This window comes from Mucilaginibacter sp. OK268 (assembly GCF_900103125.1).
Classification (GTDB): Bacteria; Bacteroidota; Bacteroidia; order Sphingobacteriales; family Sphingobacteriaceae; genus Mucilaginibacter.
Window position 1 is genome coordinate 242,750 of record NZ_FNJV01000004.1, and the last position, 19,938, is coordinate 262,687.

Genomic DNA, 19,938 nt, shown 5'->3' on the forward strand with positions numbered 1-19,938 from the left:
GTCTTTAACTTTAAGCTAAAAGCAAAATAAACGTATTACGTACAACATAAAACGTACAGCATGTTAAAGAACTATTTAAAAATCGCGTGGAGAAACCTTATCAAAAATAAGGCTTCTTCTTTTATCAATGTCGGCGGATTAGCCGTAGGGATGACCGTAGCCATGTTGATCGGGTTGTGGATATGGGATGAATTGTCATTTGATAAATATCACCAAACTTATGATCGTGTAGCCATAGTAATGCAGCACGAGGTTTTTAATGGCAATATCAATACGGGGGCACCGATTCCCCTGCCCCTGGATGCGGAGCTGCGCAAAAACTACGGAAGCGATTTTAAGCATCTGGCCTTGTCATCATGGACAAGCAGTCACATTTTAAATGTTGATGATAAAAAGATCTCTTATAAAGGAAATTTTATGGGAGCGGAGGCCCCCGAAATGCTTTCGCTCAGGATGCTGCAAGGCTCACGCGGCGGATTAAAAGACCCATCCTCAATACTGATCTCCCAATCGGTAGCCAAAGCTTTATTTGGCGATGCCAACCCCATGAACAAGGTGATCAGGCTGGATAATAAAGACGGCTTCAAAGTTTCGGGTGTTTATGAAGACCTGCCCAATAATACAACCTTTCACGATGTGGCATTTATTGGTCCATGGGAATATTATATCCATGCTCCAGGTAATGAAAGATCACCTACCGATTGGGGCGACAATTCCCTGCTCATGTATGTGCAGGTAGCTGATCATGCGGATATGGCCAAAGTATCGGCAAAAATAAAAACTATCAAACTCGATAAGTTGGAGCGAGAGGACAAGAAGTTTAACCCCCTGCTGTTTCTTCAGCCTATGAGCAAATGGCATTTGTATTCAGAATTTAAAAACGGGGTTAATACGGGTGGTGCTATCCAATATGTATGGATTTTCGGTATCATCGGCATATTTGTGTTGCTGCTGGCCTGTATCAATTTTATGAACCTGAGCACAGCCCGCAGCGAAAAGAGGGCTAAGGAGGTAGGTATACGTAAAGCTGTAGGTTCATTACGCGGGCAATTGATCAAACAATTCTTTTGCGAGTCGTTCCTGATCGCCACACTGGCTTTTGCATTTTCGCTATTGCTACTTTGGCTGGCGATGCCCTGGTTTAATGATATAGCCGGTAAACAGATGGCTATTTTGTGGAACTCTCCGTTTTTTTGGCTGGCCTGTATAGGTTTTACCTTATTTACCGGTGTAATTGCCGGGCTTTACCCGGCCTTATATCTTTCTTCATTTAACCCTGTTAAAGTATTAAAAGGTACTTTTAAAGCGGGGCGTTTTGCAGCGCTTCCACGTAAAGTACTGGTAGTAACCCAGTTTACGGTATCTGTTATCCTGATCATTGGTACTATCATCGTTTTTAAACAAATACAGTTTGCCAAAAACCGGCCGGTAGGATACAGCCGGGATGGGCTGGTGGATATTGAAGTGACCAATGATGATCTGCACAAACATTTTGACGCGTTGCGGACCGATCTGCTGCAATCTGGAGCTGTAGCGGAGATAGCAGAATCAACCAGTTCAACCACCGGGGTAAACAACCACCGGGGCGATGTGGGCTGGAAAGGCAAAGATCCATCGATGACCTCCTTTTTTGGAAATATCAGCGTGAGCACAAACTATGGTAAAGCTGTGGGCTGGCAATTTACAGATGGCAGGGATTTTTCAAGCCGCTCTGTTGCCGACTCCACAGCCATTGTATTGAATGAGGCTGCCGTAAAGTATATGGGACTGAAAAATCCTGTTGGCGAAATAGTGCGCGTAGGAAAGTGGGATATGACCGTAATTGGTGTAGTAAAAGATATGGTGATGGAATCGCCTTATGAGCCGGTTAAACAAAGCCTCTTCCGTATTGGCCATGGCGCCATGGATGATGTACTGATCAAGATCAACCCGAAAATGAGCGCGCATGACGCGCTTGGCAAAATAGAAACGATTTGTAAAACTTATTCGCCCTCGGTCCCGTTTTCGTACCGCTTTGCTGATGATGAATACGCCAGAAAATTTGCCACCGAAGAGCGCATAGGCAAGCTGGCAAGTTCTTTTGCCATGCTGGCTATTTTTATCAGCTGCCTGGGCCTGTTTGGCATGGCATCTTTTATGGCCGAGCAGCGGGTAAAGGAAATTGGTGTACGCAAGGTATTGGGCGCAAGTGTTTTTGGCCTGTGGCGCTTAATGTCCAGAGATTTTGTATCGCTGATAATTATTGCATTGTTTATAGCTACGCCGGTTGCTTATTATTTTATGCACGGTTGGCTACAGCACTACACCTACCGGGCCGAACTTTCCTGGTGGATATTTGCGCTAACCGGGGCGGGAGCAACTATCATAACATTGCTAACCATAAGCTATCAGAGTATCAGAGCAGCGTTGGCTAACCCGGTAAAAAGTTTAAGGAGCGAGTAAGGGAATTTTGGATTTAGAAATTAGGGTTTTAGGGTTTAGAATTTAAAGAATCATGATCAAAAACTATTTAAAAATCGCCTGGCGAAACCTGATTAAAAATAAGGTGCACAGCTTTATCAACATCGCCGGCTTATCGGTAGGTATGGCTGTAGCCATGCTGATAGGTTTATGGATATGGGATGAACTTTCGTATAACAAATACTTTACTAATTACGACAGGATTGTACAGGTTTGGCAGCATCAAACATTTAATGGTAGTGTAGGCAGTCAAACCGCTATGCCTATTCCCTTAGGATTAAAGCTGCGTGAATCGTACAAGAGCGATTTTAAGTATGTAGTACTTTCTACCTGGACACAGGAGCATATTATTACCTATGGCGACAAGAAATTTACGCAACTGGGCAACCATGTACAGGCCGAATTTCCAGATATGCTTGGCCTGAAAATGATCAGAGGTACGCGATCCGGGCTAAAAGACCTGTCATCTATCATCATAAATGCATCGCTGGCAAAAACACTTTTTGGGGATGTCGACCCGATGGATAAAACCTTAAAAATTGATAACCAATGGGTTGTTAAGGTAACCGGCGTTTATGAGGATATGCCTAACAATACCCAATTCAGGGATGTAACCTTTTTTGCTCCATGGGATCTGTACATGACTACCATGCCATGGCTTAAAAACGCGGCTTCCCGCTGGGGTAATAATTCATGGCAGATATTTGCTCAACTGGCCCCTGGTGCCGACTGGGAAAAAGTATCGGCTAAGATCAAGGATATCAAGCTGATCAACATAGCCGCCCAGGGTGATAAAATCGGGGCTGATTTTAAGCCTGCCGTTTTTCTGCATCCTATGTACAAATGGCATTTATACTCGGAGTTTAAAAATGGTATAAATACCGGTGGCAGCATCCAGTTTGTATGGATGTTTGGCATCATAGGTGTGTTTGTACTATTGCTGGCCTGTATCAATTTTATGAATTTGAGCACGGCCCGTTCCGAGAAACGTGCCAAGGAAGTGGGCATCCGTAAGGCCATAGGCTCGCAGCGTGTACAGCTGATCTGGCAATTTTTTATGGAATCAATGCTGATTGTTGCCTTTGCTTTTATTTTTTCCATCATCCTGGTAATGCTGGCCCTGCCCTGGTTTAACGGTGTTGCTGATAAAAAAATGTCGATCTTATGGGGCAATCCATGGTTTTGGAGCCTGAGCCTTTTGTTCAGCCTGATATCTGGCATTATTGCGGGGAGCTACCCGGCCCTTTATTTGTCGTCATTTAAACCCATCAAAGTATTAAAAGGGACGTTTAAAGTTGGGCGCTTGGCAGCCATACCGCGCAAGGTGCTGGTGGTTTTACAATTCACCGTTTCTGTAACGCTTATTATTGGTACCATTATCGTTTTCAGGCAGATACAGTTTGCCAAGAACAGGCCCATAGGCTATAGTCGCGATGGCCTGATATACCTGGTAGAAAAAACAAAGGATATCCATGATCATTACGCCGCATTTAAAGATGAGGTAATCAAATCAGGTGCCGCGATACAAACAGCCGAATCGGGCAGCCCTGTAACAGGTGTGTGGAGCAATAACAGTGGTTTTGACTGGAAAGGAAAAGCCCCGGGGATGCAGGACGATTTCGCGACTGTTGGTGTAACCGACGATTTTGGAAAAACGGTTGGCTGGCAGTTTGAAGGTGGCCGTGATTTTTCAAAAGCATTTTTAACGGATTCATCGGGTATTGTTATCAATGAGGCTGCTGCAAAATTTATGAATTTTAAAAACCCGGTTGGCGAAATTGTAAAGTGGGGCGATAAGCCGTTTAGAGTGATCGGGGTGATCAAAGATATGTTGATGAGTTCGCCCTATGAACCAGTTAAGCAAACGTTTTTTTATTTGGATAAAAATCCTGAGGGGGTAATATCCGTAAAGATCAATCCGCGGTCAAGTACGCACGAAGCATTAGACAAGATTGCGACCATATTCCAGAAATACTCACCTGCCGCGCCGTTCGATTATAAGTTTGCTGATGAAGAATATGCCAAAAAATTTGATGAGGAAACTCGCATTGGTAAACTGGCCAGCTTTTTTGCCTTTCTGGCCATATTCATCAGTTGCCTGGGCTTGTTTGGTATGGCCTCTTTTATGGCCGAGCAGCGTGTTAAAGAGATAGGTGTACGCAAAGTTTTAGGCGCTTCGGTATTTAACCTATGGCGATTGTTGTCAACCGATTTTGTGATATTGGTAGCGATATCTTTCCTTATAGCATCTCCGGTTGCCTATTATTTTATGCATGGCTGGTTACAGGGTTACGCCTACAGGTCAGAAATTTCCTGGTGGATATTTGGTGTATCAGCAGCAGGCGCTATAGTAATAACGCTGGTTACCGTAAGTTTTCAGGCTATCAGGGCAGCGTTGGCTAACCCGGTAAAAAGTTTAAGGAGCGAATAACCTCACCCCGGCCCTCTCCAAAAGAGAGAGAGGCACGGTTGGGTTTTGAAATAAATTAACAAATAATTACAATTCCTCCCCTTTGGGGAGGTTAGGAGGGGTTTATGATCAAGAATTATTTAAAGATTGCGTGGCGCAACCTGATCAAAAATAAAGCGCATAGTTTTATTAATATAGCAGGTTTGTCGGTTGGGTTGGCTTGCAGCCTGCTCATTTTATTATGGGTGCAAAATGAGCTGAGTATGGATCAGTATCATACCAATGGCAAGCGTTTGTATTCGGTATATGAAACGCAATATGTTGATAATAAGGTGGAGGGACAATACAGCACGCCAGGGTTGTTGCCAGAAGAATTAAAAAAGCAGATACCTGAAATTGAAGCCAGCACAGGGATCAGTTATGGGGAAGAAAATACTTTCCAGGTTGGTGATAAAATATTAAAAATGAACGGTACGGATGCCGGGGCCGATTGTTTTAAAATGTTTAGTATCCCACTGCTACAGGGAAATGTACAAACAGCCTTAAATTCGCCGGTAAGTATGGCTATATCCCGTAAAATGGCCAGGGCTTTTTTCGGTAGCCCAGAGGCAGCCATTGGTAAAACCATCCGCTATGATAACCGAAAGAACTTTACCATTACCGCGGTATATGAAGATCTGCCGAATACCGCCTCGCAGAAATATGATTACCTCCTGAACTGGTATAATTATATAGAGGAGAACCAATGGGCAAAAAGCTGGGGCAATAACGGGCCGGCTACAGTTATTATGCTGCGTGCCGATGCCAACCCGGACGCAGTTGAAAAAAAGATAGCTCACTTTTTAGATAACTTAAATAAAAGCCAAAAGAAGGGCACTTTTACCGAAGAATTAGGACTGCAACGCTTTGGCGATGGTTACCTGCAGGGGAATTTTGAAAAGGGAAAACCACAAGGAGGCCGTATAGAATATGTGCGTTTGTTTACTATTGTTGCCATTTTTATTTTATTAATAGCCTGTATCAATTTCATGAACCTCACCACCGCCCGGTCGGTCAAACGTGCCCGCGAAATTGGCGTACGGAAAGTAGTGGGTGCTGTTCGCTCGGTTTTGATCAAGCAGTTCATAGGCGAATCATTACTGGTTACTTCACTGGCAGTAGTAGTAGCATTAGTACTGTTAACACTATTATTACCGGTATTTAATCAAATTACTCATAAGGAAATAGAACTGCCGTTTTATCAGCCCTTGTTTTGGCTAAAGCTGATCGGAATCACTTTAATTACCGGTTTAGTATCGGGTAGCTATCCAGCTTTGTTTCTATCGTCATTTAACCCGGTTAAGGTGTTAAAAGGCACTTTGAAATTAGATTCAGGTGCAACAATGTTTCGCAAAGGTTTGGTTATATTTCAATTCGCGCTATCAGTTATCCTGATAACGGCCACTATTATTGTTTCCCGGCAAATGTCCTATATTCAGTCAAAAAACCTTGGCTACGACCGCGAGAACCTGATATACATCCCCATGAGTGGTGAGCTTATAAACAAATACAGCACTTTTAAGGACGAAGCTTTGAACTTGCCCGGGATACAGTCGGTTACCCGTATCAGTAACACCCCAACAAATATTCAAAACTGGACAGGCGATGTTAACTGGACTGGTAAAGACCCCAATGTAATTATACAGTTTACACAGGTTTCGGTTGGTTATGATTTTGCGAAAACCATGAAATTAAAAATGGCAGCCGGGCGCGATTTTTCAAAAGCCTTTGCAACCGACTCGATAGGATACCTGATTAATGAGTCTGCTTTAAAAAGAATAAAATATGCCGATCCTATAGGCAAACCACTCACTTTTTGGGATAAAAAAGGGGTTATAGTTGGGGTGATCAAAGATTTTCATTTTGCTTCCATGCATGAGCAGATCAAACCATTGGTGATCAGGTTGCGGGAGGACGAGAAATATGGCAACGTATTAGTAAAAACACAGCCTGGTAAAACCCGCGATGCGCTGGCTGGGTTGGAAAACTTGTGTAAGCAAATTAATCCTGCATTTCCGTTTACTTATAATTTCTCGGATCAGGAGTATCAGAAATTATATCAGAATGAAGAGATCGTAACCCAAATATCCAATGCGTTTGCCTTCCTGGCTATATTTATTTCGTGCCTGGGACTGCTGGGGTTGGCTATGTTCACCGCAGAGCAGCGGATAAAAGAGATCGGTATCCGCAAAGTGCTGGGCGCCAGTGTAAGTTCATTGCTTACTTTACTATCCTTGGAGTTTTTGGTGCTGGTAGTTATTGCTTTACTAATTGCTTTACCGGTATCCTGGTACAGCATGAGCAAATGGCTACAGGGTTTTGCCTACCGTACGCCAATGCAATGGTGGATGTTTGGCCTGGCAGGGGGCATTATTGTGATAGTAGCTATGTTAACGGTTAGTTTCCAGGCTGTTAAGGCGGCCTTGGTTAATCCTATAAAAAGTTTAAGAAGCGAATAAAGCAAAAAGCCGAAGGCTTAAAGCTGAAAGCAATAAATAGTATAAATAAAAAGCTTTAGGCTTTGCGCCTTTAGCTTTAAGCTAAAAACGGATATCATGATCAGAAACTATTTAAAGATCGCCTGGCGAAACATCGTCAGAAATAAAGCACACACTTTTATTAATGTGGCGGGCCTATCTGTGGGTTTGGTATGCAGCCTGCTTATTTTGTTATGGGTGCAAAATGAACTGAGTGTAGATGGTTTTCATAAAAACACCTCTCGTTTATATTCGGTATATGAGCATCAGAACTTTGATCATAAGATGCATGGATCATATAATACACCCGGGCCAACCGCTGATCAAATGAAAAAAGTGTTGCCGGAGGTGGAGTACGCAACCAGTTTTGGTTTTGATCAGTGGAATACATTTCAGGTTGGAGACGAAATTATAAAACAGCAAGGTTCAGCGGCGAGCGCTGATTACTTTAAAGTCTTCAGCCTTAAATTGCTACAGGGTAATGCGCAAACCGCATTAAGCTCACCAGTAAGTTTGTCTATCTCCCGAAGAATGGCCAACCGTTTTTTTGGAAGCCCGCAGGAGGCAATAGGTAAAACTATCCGTTATGAAAACAGCAAAAACTTTACGGTAACCGCTGTATTTGAAGATCTGCCTAAAAACTCGTCGCAAAAATTTGATTACCTCATCAACTGGTATGCTTTTTTGGATGAGAACGGCTGGGCCAGGGAATGGGGTAACCAGGGACCTGCCACGTTTATTATGTTAAAGCCCAATGTCAACCCTGTAATATTTGAAAAAAAGATCGCTCATTTCTTAGACCTATATAACGGTACCATTCGCAAAACATCAACTTTTATTATTGATCTGGGTATCCAGCGTTTTGATGAAGGGTATCTGCATGGTAAGTTTGAGGGAGATCAGTTTGTGGGAGGACGCATAGAATATGTACGTATTTTTAGTATCGTAGCTATATTTATTTTGTTGATAGCCTGTATCAATTTTATGAACCTAACCACCGCCCGTTCGGTTAAGCGGGCTAAAGAAATTGGTGTACGTAAAGTTGTTGGGGCGGAGCGCTGGGTTTTAATACAGCAATTTATCAGTGAGTCGTTATTGATCACCACTATTTCAGTGTGCATATCATTATTCTTGTTGATTATATTGCTACCGGTATTTAATCAGGTAACACAAAAACAAATAGAATTGCCATTTAATCAGGTTTCTTTTTGGGTTAAACTGGGATTGATCACCTTAATAACCGGGCTGGTATCAGGCAGCTATCCGGCTTTATTTTTATCATCATTTAACCCGGTGAAGGTTTTGAAGGGCGCATTGAAACTGGATGTTGGCACAACGCTTTTTCGCAAAGGCTTGGTTGTATTCCAGTTTGTGCTGTCGGTTATACTCATCTCAGGAACCATTGTTATTTCGCGCCAGATGAATTACATCCAATCAAAAAATCTGGGGTACGACCGCGAAAATATGGTCTACATACCGCTTGAAGGTGACCTGTTGCCTAAATACAATTTATTTAAAAACGAGGCTTTACGAATGCCCGGAATACAATCGGTAACCCGCATCAGTATCGAACCCACCAATATCCAAAATAGTACAGGTGGAGTAAATTGGGTGGGGAAAGATACAACTGTCAATATTCAGTTCACCCAGGCTTCTGTAGGGTATGATTTTGTGAAGACCATGAAACTGAAAGTGCTTTCCGGTCGCGATTTTTCAAAGGAATATCCAACAGATTCAGTTGGATATATACTGAACGAGGCCGCCTTGAAAAGGATAGGTTATAAAAACCCAATTGGTCAGCCGCTTACTTTTTGGGGAAACCGGGGAAAGATTGTGGGTTTGATAAAAGATTTTCACTTTAACTCCATGCACGATGAAATACGACCACTGATCATAAGACTAAGGGAGCATGAAACGTATGGAAGTATCCTGGTAAGAACTGAGCCCGGTAAAACCCGTGAAGCGCTGACCAGTATGGAAAAACTATGTCGCCAGCTGAACCCGGCATTCCCCTTTACCTATAATTTTTCGGATCAGGAATATCAGAAGCTATATCAAAATGAGCAGATCGTGGGCAAGTTATCAAATGGGTTTGCTTTCCTCGCTGTATTTATTTCATGTCTGGGCCTGCTTGGCTTGGCCATGTTTACGGCAGAGCAGCGGGTTAAAGAGATAGGCATCCGTAAGGTTTTGGGGGCCAGTGTAAGTTCATTGTTTGCTTTATTATCATCAGAGTTTTTGGTGTTGGTGGTTATCGCCCTGTTTATCGCGTCGCCAATTGCGTGGTATGCCACGGGCAAATGGCTACAGGGTTTTGCTTATCGCACACCGGTACAATGGTGGATGTTTGCCTTGTCGGGAGTTATCATCGTCTTTATCGCCCTGGTTACTGTAAGCTTCCAATCGGTTAAGGCAGCGTTGATCAACCCTATAAGGAGTTTACGAAGCGAATAAAAGCTTAGAGCAGAAAGCTAAAAGCCTAAAGCAAAATGTAATTCAATAAGCCGGTACCGGTGTTTAGTAGTTAGGATTTAGAGTTTAAGTTTTAGCATTTAGATTTTTAATGATCATGGTCAGGAACTATTTAAAAATTGCATGGAGAAACCTTATCAAAAACAAGGTACACTCTGCCATTAACATCATTGGTTTGTCTGTGGGCATGACCATAGCCATGCTTATTGGCCTTTGGATATGGGACGAACTCTCATTTGATAAGTATCATCAGCATTATGACCGCGTTGGTCAGCTGATGGTCACTCAAACAGCTAATGGTGAAACAGGAACATTCCCATCAACCGTTGTACCATTGAGCAATGAGCTCCGCACCAAATATGCAGGGGATTTTAAACTGACGGCCCTTACCTGGGAAAGTGCACATATACTGGCGGTAGGCGATAAAAAGATATCGCAAAATGGCATGTGGGCCGAGGCCGATATGCCCGGGATACTTTCACTGAACATGATAAAAGGGAGTTATAGTAATTTTAAGGATCCTTCATCCATGGTAATCGCGCAGTCGGTTGCTAAGGCGCTGTTCGGGGGGGCAGATCCTATCAACAAAGTAGTACTTGTTGATAATAAAACCAACATGAAGGTGACGGGTGTTTACCAGGACCTGCCCCACAATACTACCTTTTACGCAGCCAAATTTATGTTACCATGGAATAGCCCGGGAAACTGGTGGGCAACCCAAAAAACAGCATGGGATAATCACGGCTGCCATCTTTTTGTGTTGATGAATGAGCATGCTGATTTTAAAACGGTATCGGCCAAAATACGAAACATTACAAAGCCCTACTTTAAACTCAATGATGAAACAATGCAGGTGCACCCTATGAGCAAATGGCATTTATACAGCGATTTTCAGAATGGCATTGCTGTTGGCGGGCGCATTCAGTTTGTTTGGTTATTTGGTATCATTGGCTTATTTGTATTGCTGCTGGCCTGTATCAATTTCATGAATTTAAGCACCGCCAAAAGCGAGAAACGGGCCAAAGAAGTGGGGATCCGTAAAGCTGTCGGCTCTGTTCGTACCCAATTGATCGGTCAGTTTTTGAGTGAATCATTACTGGTTGTGTTTGTGGCATTGATATTAACTATTGTTTTAACTTTATTATCCATTCCATATTTTAACCATATAGCTGATAAAGAGGTGGCCTTACCCTGGAGTAATCCATTATTTTGGTTGTTTACTTTAAGCTTTTCAATTTTTACCGGCCTGGTTTCGGGCAGCTATCCTGCTTTTTATTTATCGGCTTTCAATCCGGTAAAAGTTTTAAAAGGAACTTTCAGGGTTGGGCGTTTAGCCTCAATTCCGCGTAAAGTGTTGGTAGTGGTGCAGTTTACTGTATCTATTATTTTAATTATAGGTACCGTTATTGTTTTACGGCAGATCCAGTATGCTAAAAACCGACCTGTTGGCTATTCGCGTGCTGGACTGATCACTATTGAAATGAACACTCCTGAAATTTACGCGCATTATGAGGCCATGCGGCATGACCTGATACAAACCGGCGCTGTAGAGGATATGGCCGAATCAAACAGCACCACAACACAAATATGGTCAAATAATAGTGGTTTTAACTGGGTAGGAAAGCCAGCCGGTTTCGACCCTACATTTGGTTGCATCGCTGTAACCTATGATTTTGGCCACACCGTGGGCTGGAAAATAATTAATGGGCGCGACTTCTCCAGAAACTTCCCCACAGATACCGATGCATTTATACTCAATGAATCGGCATTGAGAATGAGCGGCATTAAAAATCCCGTTGGCAAAACAATGTTCTGGAATGGTAAAGATCATGTTATTACAGGAGTAGTTAAAGATATGGTGATGGAATCGCCTTACAACAAAACGGTGGCTACTGTTTTTACGATGAAGCCCAGTTGGGTGCATTGGATAACTGTGCGCATCAAACCTACCATGGCCATACATGATGCTTTGAATAAAATAGAACCCATATTTAAAAAGTATAATCCAGGGAGTCCGTTTGAGTATAAATTTAATGACGATGAGTATGCCCAAAAGTTCTCGGATGAGGAACGTATCGGTAGTCTGGCTTCTACATTTGCAACGCTTGCCATTTTTATTTCGTGCCTGGGTTTATTCGGCCTGGCATCGTTTGTTGCCGAACAGCGTACCAAAGAGATCGGGGTACGCAAAGTACTGGGCGCATCCGTTGCCAACCTGTGGCGCCTGCTCTCTACTGAGTTTGTGGTACTGGTGGTGATATCTATATTGATCGCCGCGCCATTAACCTATTACTTTATGCAGCGCTGGTTGCTGGGTTATCAGTACCGCACCACCATATCCTGGTGGATATTTGCCTGCGCGGGTATAGGGGCTATTGTAATTACCCTGGCTACTGTAAGTTTCCAGGCTATTAAAGCAGCAATGGCCAACCCGGTAAAGAGTTTAAAAACAGAGTAGTTTTGATTTCGGATTTTTCACCATTATTTGTTTTTTCAGGGTGTTCAAGAAGGCTACGCTGTTTCGAATGTTCGATTTCGGATTTTAAAATTAGGATTTAGATTTTAAGTAACATGTTAAAAAACTATTTCAAAACTACGGTAAGGTACCTGTTGGTTAACAAAGCATTCAGCATTATTAATATTATAGGTTTGGCAACAGGTATTTGTGTTTGTTTTTTTGCCTTGTTGTATGTGCAATTTGAACTTAGCCGGGATAGCTATAACGAACGGGCCGATCATATTTATCGTCTGGTAACAGATATTAAAACTCCTCTGGGGATTAATTATGAAAGCGCACCGGCGCCAATGGGGCCGGCTATAATCGCAGCTTACCCCGAAGTAAAAGCTGTCGCACGGGTATTTATGGATGATATGATCATCCAAAGTAATCCCAATAACGCCACCAAAGAAGAAGTCGCTTATGCTGATGCTTCGGTATTTTCCATTTTTACATGGCCGTTATTACGCGGTGACTCCCGGCATTTATTTAATGCGCCATATAATGTGGTACTCTCTGAATCGGCTGCCAAAAAGTATTTTGGTGATGCAGATCCGATTGGTAAAACACTGCTAATAAACGGACAGCAAAGTGCGGCGGTAACGGGTATAATGAAAGATATTCCCTACAATTCGCATCTGCGGGTTGATATGCTTTTTTCCATGTCATCGCTGGTAAATGCAAATTGGGAACATAATTGGAGGAGTTTTGGCTTTTATACGTATTTGCTTTTACAGCCAGGTGTTGATGCGGCACAGCTAAGTGCTAAATTACCCGCCTTTGTGAATGCCAATATGGATCAGAGCCAGGTAAAATATAAGTTATCAATTGAGCCCTTAAAAAAAGTATACCTGTACGGTTATCCCAGAGGGCACCGTACGGGTAGTTCAGAGAGCGGCAGTATCAATAATATATACGTTTTTTCAATCGTTGCGGCATTTGTGCTTTTTATTGCCTGTTTTAATTTTATTAATCTTACTACAGCTTTCTCCCTAAAAAGAGCCAGGGAAGTTGGTGTACGTAAAGTGCTTGGCGCATCAAAAAAACAATTGGTATTACAGTTTTTTATGGATGCGGTTTTTCTTTGCTTAATAGCCTTTTTTATTGCTCTGCTGCTGGCTGCTTTTTTATTACCTCTGTTTAATCGGCTTTCAGGCACAATCATTAGTACAAATGTATTTGAACATTTAAGTTATGTTAGTTATTTGTTGCTCATAGCGATAGTGGTTGGCTTATTGTCGGGCATTTATCCCGCTTTGTTTTTATCAGGATTTAAGCCTGTAAATAGCCTTAAGAAACGGTTTATGCCAGGGAATAACAGTTTGCTGTTTCGCAAATCATTAGTCGTTGCGCAGTTTACCATTTCAATTGTGCTTATTGTTGCCACTCTTGTAGTTTATACACAGCTTGATTTTATGCAAAATCAAACATTAGGATTTAAAAAAGAGCATAAGCTGGTAATTGATTATCAGTTCGATAAGCGCATTAATGAGCATGCCGCCGCCGTAAAACAACAACTTTTAAACATTCCCGGAATAAAGGGAGCCTGTTTATCATCAAGCATACCCGGTACACCTAATAACAGTTATAGCGTATTTTTGGATGATAGCCACAACCTGCAACAGGAAATACCGGCAGATTCTTATTATACCGACGATGATTTTTTAAAGCAGTATGGTATAAAGATCGTAGCAGGGCGTGGTTTTATACCACAATACGATACCGAGCGAGACAAAGTTTTGCTGATTAACGAGGCCATGGTGAAAAAGCTGGGATATAAAAACCCGGATGAAGCAATTGGTAAGCGATTTAGACAATTTGCTGGCGAAGGTACAGTTGTTGGTGTGGTGAAAAATTTTCATGTCCATTCTTCACAAGAGGTGATAAAACCTTTGTTTATAAGACCGGCTAACGGCTTTTTTACCTGTCTTACTTTAGATATTAACTCAGATCATGTTCAACAAACCGTGGACCTGGTTGAAAAACAATGGAAACAAATAGCACCGGGTCTACCATTTGTTTACTTTTTTGCTGATGAAGCTTATAACAAACAGTTTACAGCCCAATTACGTTTTGGCCGGTTATTCATTTGTTTTTCAGCATTGGCCATATTAATATCTTGCCTGGGATTGATAGGGCTTTCGGCTTTTAGTGCAGCTCAGCGTAAAAAGGAGATCGGTATACGAAAAGTTTTAGGAGCCTCTGTTATAAGTATAACTACTTTACTATCCAAAGATTTTGTAAAGCTTGTTTTATTGGCGTTCATAATTGCTTCGCCATTAGCATGGTGGGCCATGAACAATTGGCTACAGGATTTTGCCTATCGTATTCAAATATCGTGGTGGTTATTTATATACTCAGGTGTGACTGCATTGCTGATCGCTCTATTTGCTGTAAGTTTTCAATCGATTAAAGCAGCAATGGCCAATCCGGTAAAGAGTTTAAAAACTGAGTAATGATCCTTAAAATGAAAAACAAGTTCTATCTTTTCTTAATACTGCTCATACTGATGATTAGCAGCCTGGTTAAAGCGCAAGATACCGTTGTCACGAAAATCTATCATGGTAAGCTTGATTCCATAAACTCAGACATATTAAAGCAAAAAAGGTTGATACAGGTGTTTACTCCCTCCGGTTATAAACCAGGCAGTACCGATAAATATGATGTACTGTATGTACTTGATGGCGGCAACTGGAATACAGGCCTTATTCTGCAACTTCAGCAGTTTTTAGAGGGGGAACCCTATATGCCTCCAACCATCATTGTCAGCGTTTTAAATATCGACCGCATCAAAGACTTTACACCAACGCATGCGGATGATTGGAAAACTTCGGGCGGGGCAGATAACTTCCTGGGTTTTCTTAAAAATGAATTGATCCCTTATGTTAATAAAACATACCCCTCCAATGGCAATAATACACTTTGGGGGCATTCATTGGGTGGCTTATTTGTAGTGTACGCGCTGTTAAATGAACCAAAGACTTTTAAATCATATATCGCGGTTGATCCTAGTCTTTGGTGGGATAAGGTTTATCTACCCAAAATGGCCGCCGGTAAATTACCTGCTTTAGCCGGTTTAAATACCACCCTTTTTATGGGCGGTCGTGATAGTGAGGATGGTAGAAGCATGAAGATTGATACCATGGATGCCGTGTTTAAAAAAATGGCTCCCGCTGGGTTTACCTGGAAATCTGTGATGTATCCGGATGAAACGCATAGTTCGGTACGACTAAAGCTCACGCATGATGGGTTGAAGTTTATCTACAAGGGTTATGGTACCCAAAGTCCCACAATTCATCCGACGAACGGAACTCTCCTGAAGAGCAAGCCAATTAAAATGTGGTTTTTTGGCGATTCATCAAATGTAAGATATACTACCGATGGAACGGAACCTACTTTGGCATCAGAAAAAATAAAAAAGGAGTTTACTTTATCTGCGCCGGGCAAACTAATTGCAAAAAGGTTTTCGAATAATGGCAAATATGATATTTCCAGCATCGCTGAATTTAAAGAAGGAACCTATCTGCCTGGCCTTTCGAAGGTGAAAAATTCAATACCGGGTGGCTTTCATTATGCTTATTATGAGGGTAAATGGGATAAACTACCCGATTTCAGTAAATTAAAGCCCCTTAAATCGGGGCTTACCGATACAGCTTTCAAACTCAATAAACTTCCCGCCAAAAATAACTTTGCCCTGCTTATTGATGGCTGGTTGCAAATAAAAGAAGATGGCTATTATTTTTTTGCACTGGTTTCTGATGATGGCTCAAGATTTTATATTAACAACCAGTTGGTAATTGACTATGATGGATTACATAGTGGTGATGGAGCCAGATCATATATAACGCCATTAAAGAAAGGCTTTTATCCTATCCGGGTGGAGTACTTCCAGAAAGAAGAAGACGCTGACCTGGACCTACTTTACCTCACACCCGGCATCTCCGATATTAAAAAGCTTATTCCGGTGCCTTTTGAGGTACAATACCATCGTAAATAAAAAAGCTGAAAGGAGTTTGATCATCCTTTCAGCTTTTTGCTTTAAGCCTTGAGCTTAATTAGCAATATTGTTCAAACGCGCCAATTAAGTTATCGGCAATCATTTGTGCCGGACGGCCTTCAATTTGATGACGTTCGATGATATGTACCAGTTTACCGTCTTTAAATAAAGCCATAGCTGGTGATGATGGTGGGTATGGCAGCATGTAGTTACGGGCAGCATCAACAGCATCTTTTTCCATACCTGCAAAAACGGTTACCAGTTTATCGGGGTGTTTTTCATTTGCTGCGGCAATTCTTGCTGCAGGGCGTGCATTAGCTGCTGCACAACCACAAACCGAATTTACCATTACAAATACAGTGCCTTCGCTTTCAATAGCATGCTTTACAGCATCGGCATCCTTAAGCTCCTCAAAGCCAACTCTTGTCAAATCTTCCCGCATTGGGGCAACTAAATATTCCGGATACATAATTTTTTTGTTTACACTAAAATTTACTTCAAACAAAAATAACAAATGATTAGCAGCTTGTATGTAAAAAACACAATAATAACACTTTGCTGACGATGAAAGGTTGCCCAAGGCCTAACCGTTAATTGCTTATTAGTTATTGTTTTATTTACAACAAGGGTTGATTTATAAATTGTAATAAGTATATTGCGTACCCCTAATTAATGAATTTGATGAGCAAAAAACCTTCTGAAATTAGTACGGTTGTTATTATTAGCAAGAACCACCAGCATACCAGATCGGTACAAATAAAAACCAAACATTTGAACAGAATACGGCACTATGTGTTTAGCACACTGTCTGTTGTAGTAGTGTTGGTTGGTTTGGTCATCTACTTAAGAACAGAAAATACCCGGCAGGAACAGGAGAAACAACAGTTGCTTGCGCAGATAGTAAAATTAAAAGGTGCTGTTCCTGTGGCATCTGCCGAGGTTAAAGAAGGCAGCGCACAATCATATATTCAAGCTATTGAGGGAAAGTTAAAAACTATTAACAGTTATTTAAAACGCCGGGGCTTAAAAGGTTTTTCAAACAAAGGTGTTGGCGGTGATAATAATGCCGAGGGTAAAAAACTGAGCGATAAAGAAGTATATTCCTTGTATAACGATTATCTGAATCGTTTGGTGGGTACCATCGCGTTTACACCAATGGGATATCCGCGTATAAGTTCCTTTACTTCATTTTTTGGTTATCGCAACGATCCATTTGAAGACGGCCATGCCGAATTTCATCCAGGTATCGATTTTAAGGGCCACAAAGGTGATGAAGTAAAATGTACCGCCAGTGGTAAAGTGGTTTTTGCAGGCTGGAGTGGTGGTTATGGCAATTGCATCCGCATAGCGCATATCAATAATCTGGAGACTGTATATGGTCACCTGTCAAAGATCAAAGTAAAAGTAGGCCAGGAAGTAAGTGTTGGGGACGAAATAGGGCTTGTGGGCTCCACCGGCCACTCTACCGGTGCGCACCTGCATTACGAAGTACGTAAAAATGGCAGACCGATCAACCCGGTTAACTTTTTAACGCTCAATAAGTAAATTGGTGAGTAGTGAATAGAGAGTGGTGAATGGTTTTTACTAGACGAGCCAATATTAACTACTCTCTATTCACTACTCACTGCTCACCAATTCATACAATACTCTAATGGCTATTTTCGGAAAAAAAGATAAAGTTGCGCTTGATCTTCAGGCTATCTCCACCCTGATTGGTGATGGCGGCATTTTAGATGGTAACCTTAAAGCTCCGGCTTTTGTCCGTATTGATGGGCAGGTAAACGGAGATGTAAACATTGCCGAAGGGTTGATACTGGGCGAAAAAGGAGTGATCACCGGGAATATCCAAACCAAGGAAATTGTTGTTTACGGAACGGTTAAGGGCGATATTCAAACCGATTCGCTCGAAATAAAAGCTACAGGCAAAATTACAGGTGAAATAAACACACAAACTTTATTGGTTGAAACCGGGGGTGTTTATAACGGTAAGCTCACCATGCAATCAGCGGATAAAAAGCTTCTGGGAGCATAATACGTTTTACGTTACTTCGGCATCTTCAACGCTTAGTTAAAAACGTACAACTTAAAACGTCAGACGCACAGCGTCCAATTGTCATAGGGCAATTAATTAAGCCCGCTATGCCGTTCATTTCATTTTGATGTTTTTATGACTTATTTTTGTGTCTCATAAAAATTGAAATGTTATGTCATCAGTAGAAACTGCATTCGTTAAATACAAAGTAAAAGACTTTTCACTGGCCGAGTGGGGCCGTAAGGAAATTGAGCTGGCCGAAGCTGAAATGCCAGGCCTGATGGCTCTGCGTAAAGAATACGGCCCGTCGCAACCTTTAAAAGGCGCACGTATTGCAGGCTGCTTGCACATGACCATCCAAACCGCTGTTTTAATTGAAACTTTAATTGCCCTTGGCGCCGAAGTTACCTGGTCGTCATGTAACATATTCTCCACCCAGGATCACGCCGCCGCCGCTATTGCTGCTGCCGGTATTTCTGTTTATGCCTGGAAAGGGATGAACGCCGAAGAGTTTGACTGGTGTATTGAGCAAACCTTATATTTTGGCGAAGACCGCAAACCATTGAACATGATATTGGATGATGGCGGCGATTTAACCAATATGGTACTGGATAAATATCCGGAGCTGATCGGCGATATCAAAGGTCTGTCAGAAGAAACTACTACCGGTGTTCACCGTTTATATGAGCGTGTTAAAGCCGGTACTTTGCCAATGCCTGCTATCAACGTGAACGATTCGGTTACCAAATCAAAATTTGATAATAAATACGGTTGCCGCGAATCATTGGTTGACGCTATCCGTCGTGCTACTGATGTGATGATGGCTGGTAAAGTGGCTGTTGTTTGCGGTTATGGCGACGTAGGTAAAGGTTCTGCCGATAGCTTACGTAACTCAGGTGTACGCGTTATTGTTACCGAAATTGACCCTATCTGCGCGTTACAGGCAGCTATGGAAGGTTTTGAAGTGAAAAAGTTAGGCACCGCTATTGCTGAGGCTGATATTGTGGTTACTGCCACCGGTAACAAAAACATCGTTCGTGAGCAACATTTCCGTGCTTTGAAAGATAAAGCCATTGTTTGTAACATCGGTCACTTTGATAACGAGATTGATATGGCCTGGTTAAACGGGGCTTACGGTAATACCAAAATTGAAATTAAACCACAGGTTGATAAATATACCATTAACGGTAAAGACGTAATTGTACTAGCCGAAGGCAGATTAGTGAACCTGGGTTGTGCAACCGGTCACCCAAGCTTTGTAATGAGTAACTCCTTCACCAACCAAACTTTAGCCCAGTTAGAGCTTTGGACAAATGGTGCTGCATACGAAAACAAAGTATACACCCTGCCAAAACACCTGGACGAAAAAGTTGCCCGCTTACACCTGGCCAAAATTGGTGTAGAGCTGGAAGTACTTGACCAGGATCAGGCTGAATACATCGGTGTAACTGTTGAAGGTCCGTTTAAACCGGAATACTACAGGTACTAAATTTAAAGAATCAAGAATTTAGATTCAAGAGTCAAGATAAAAAAGGCATGGTTTTCGGATCATGC

11 protein-coding genes are annotated in these 19,938 nt (G+C 42.0%); 10 read left to right on the top strand and 1 reads right to left on the bottom strand.

The window, feature by feature from the left end; genetic code table 11:
• Positions 1 to 60 precede the first annotated feature (60 nt).
• The 7 genes from BLR84_RS15730 to BLR84_RS15760 all read left to right on the top strand — a co-directional run bounded on the left by BLR84_RS15730 (position 61) and on the right by BLR84_RS15760 (position 16,352).
• Positions 61 to 2,442, top strand: a complete 2,382-nt coding sequence (locus BLR84_RS15730) for an ABC transporter permease (protein WP_090469945.1) — start codon at positions 61 to 63, stop codon at positions 2,440 to 2,442.
• Between the two features lie 52 nt (positions 2,443 to 2,494).
• The gene (locus BLR84_RS15735) at positions 2,495 to 4,891 is read left to right on the top strand and encodes an ABC transporter permease (protein ID WP_090469947.1); all 2,397 of its coding nucleotides are present in this window, start codon (positions 2,495 to 2,497) and stop codon (positions 4,889 to 4,891) included.
• Between the two features lie 104 nt (positions 4,892 to 4,995).
• Complete coding sequence (locus tag BLR84_RS15740) at positions 4,996 to 7,368, top strand: ABC transporter permease (RefSeq protein ID WP_090469949.1); 2,373 nt, start codon at positions 4,996 to 4,998, stop codon at positions 7,366 to 7,368.
• A gap of 96 nt (positions 7,369 to 7,464) precedes the next feature.
• Positions 7,465 to 9,840, top strand: coding sequence for an ABC transporter permease (locus BLR84_RS15745; RefSeq protein ID WP_090469952.1), 2,376 nt, complete (start codon positions 7,465 to 7,467; stop codon positions 9,838 to 9,840).
• Positions 9,841 to 9,955: 115 nt separating this feature from the next.
• The gene (locus BLR84_RS15750) at positions 9,956 to 12,316 is read left to right on the top strand and encodes an ABC transporter permease (protein WP_090470372.1); all 2,361 of its coding nucleotides are present in this window, start codon (positions 9,956 to 9,958) and stop codon (positions 12,314 to 12,316) included.
• A 113-nt stretch (positions 12,317 to 12,429) separates the two neighbouring features.
• Positions 12,430 to 14,811: an ABC transporter permease gene (locus BLR84_RS15755; RefSeq protein ID WP_090469955.1), complete on the top strand. Its 2,382-nt coding sequence runs from the start codon at positions 12,430 to 12,432 to the stop codon at positions 14,809 to 14,811.
• Between the two features lie 11 nt (positions 14,812 to 14,822).
• A complete protein-coding gene (locus BLR84_RS15760; RefSeq protein WP_176852083.1) occupies positions 14,823 to 16,352 on the top strand; it encodes an alpha/beta hydrolase-fold protein in 1,530 nt (509 codons plus the stop codon).
• A gap of 58 nt (positions 16,353 to 16,410) precedes the next feature.
• Here BLR84_RS15760 and BLR84_RS15765 read toward each other — a convergent pair whose 3' ends face one another.
• Positions 16,411 to 16,821, bottom strand: coding sequence for a BrxA/BrxB family bacilliredoxin (locus BLR84_RS15765; RefSeq protein ID WP_090470374.1), 411 nt, complete (start codon positions 16,819 to 16,821; stop codon positions 16,411 to 16,413).
• A 212-nt stretch (positions 16,822 to 17,033) separates the two neighbouring features.
• Between BLR84_RS15765 and BLR84_RS30495 the strand changes: the two genes are divergently transcribed.
• The 3 genes from BLR84_RS30495 to ahcY all read left to right on the top strand — a co-directional run bounded on the left by BLR84_RS30495 (position 17,034) and on the right by ahcY (position 19,873).
• Complete coding sequence (locus BLR84_RS30495; protein WP_176852084.1) at positions 17,034 to 17,897, top strand: M23 family metallopeptidase; 864 nt, start codon at positions 17,034 to 17,036, stop codon at positions 17,895 to 17,897.
• A 106-nt stretch (positions 17,898 to 18,003) separates the two neighbouring features.
• The gene (locus BLR84_RS15775; RefSeq protein WP_090469964.1) at positions 18,004 to 18,384 is read left to right on the top strand and encodes a bactofilin family protein; all 381 of its coding nucleotides are present in this window, start codon (positions 18,004 to 18,006) and stop codon (positions 18,382 to 18,384) included.
• Between the two features lie 172 nt (positions 18,385 to 18,556).
• Complete coding sequence (gene ahcY, locus BLR84_RS15780; RefSeq protein ID WP_090469967.1) at positions 18,557 to 19,873, top strand: adenosylhomocysteinase; 1,317 nt, start codon at positions 18,557 to 18,559, stop codon at positions 19,871 to 19,873.
• Positions 19,874 to 19,938 lie beyond the last annotated feature (65 nt).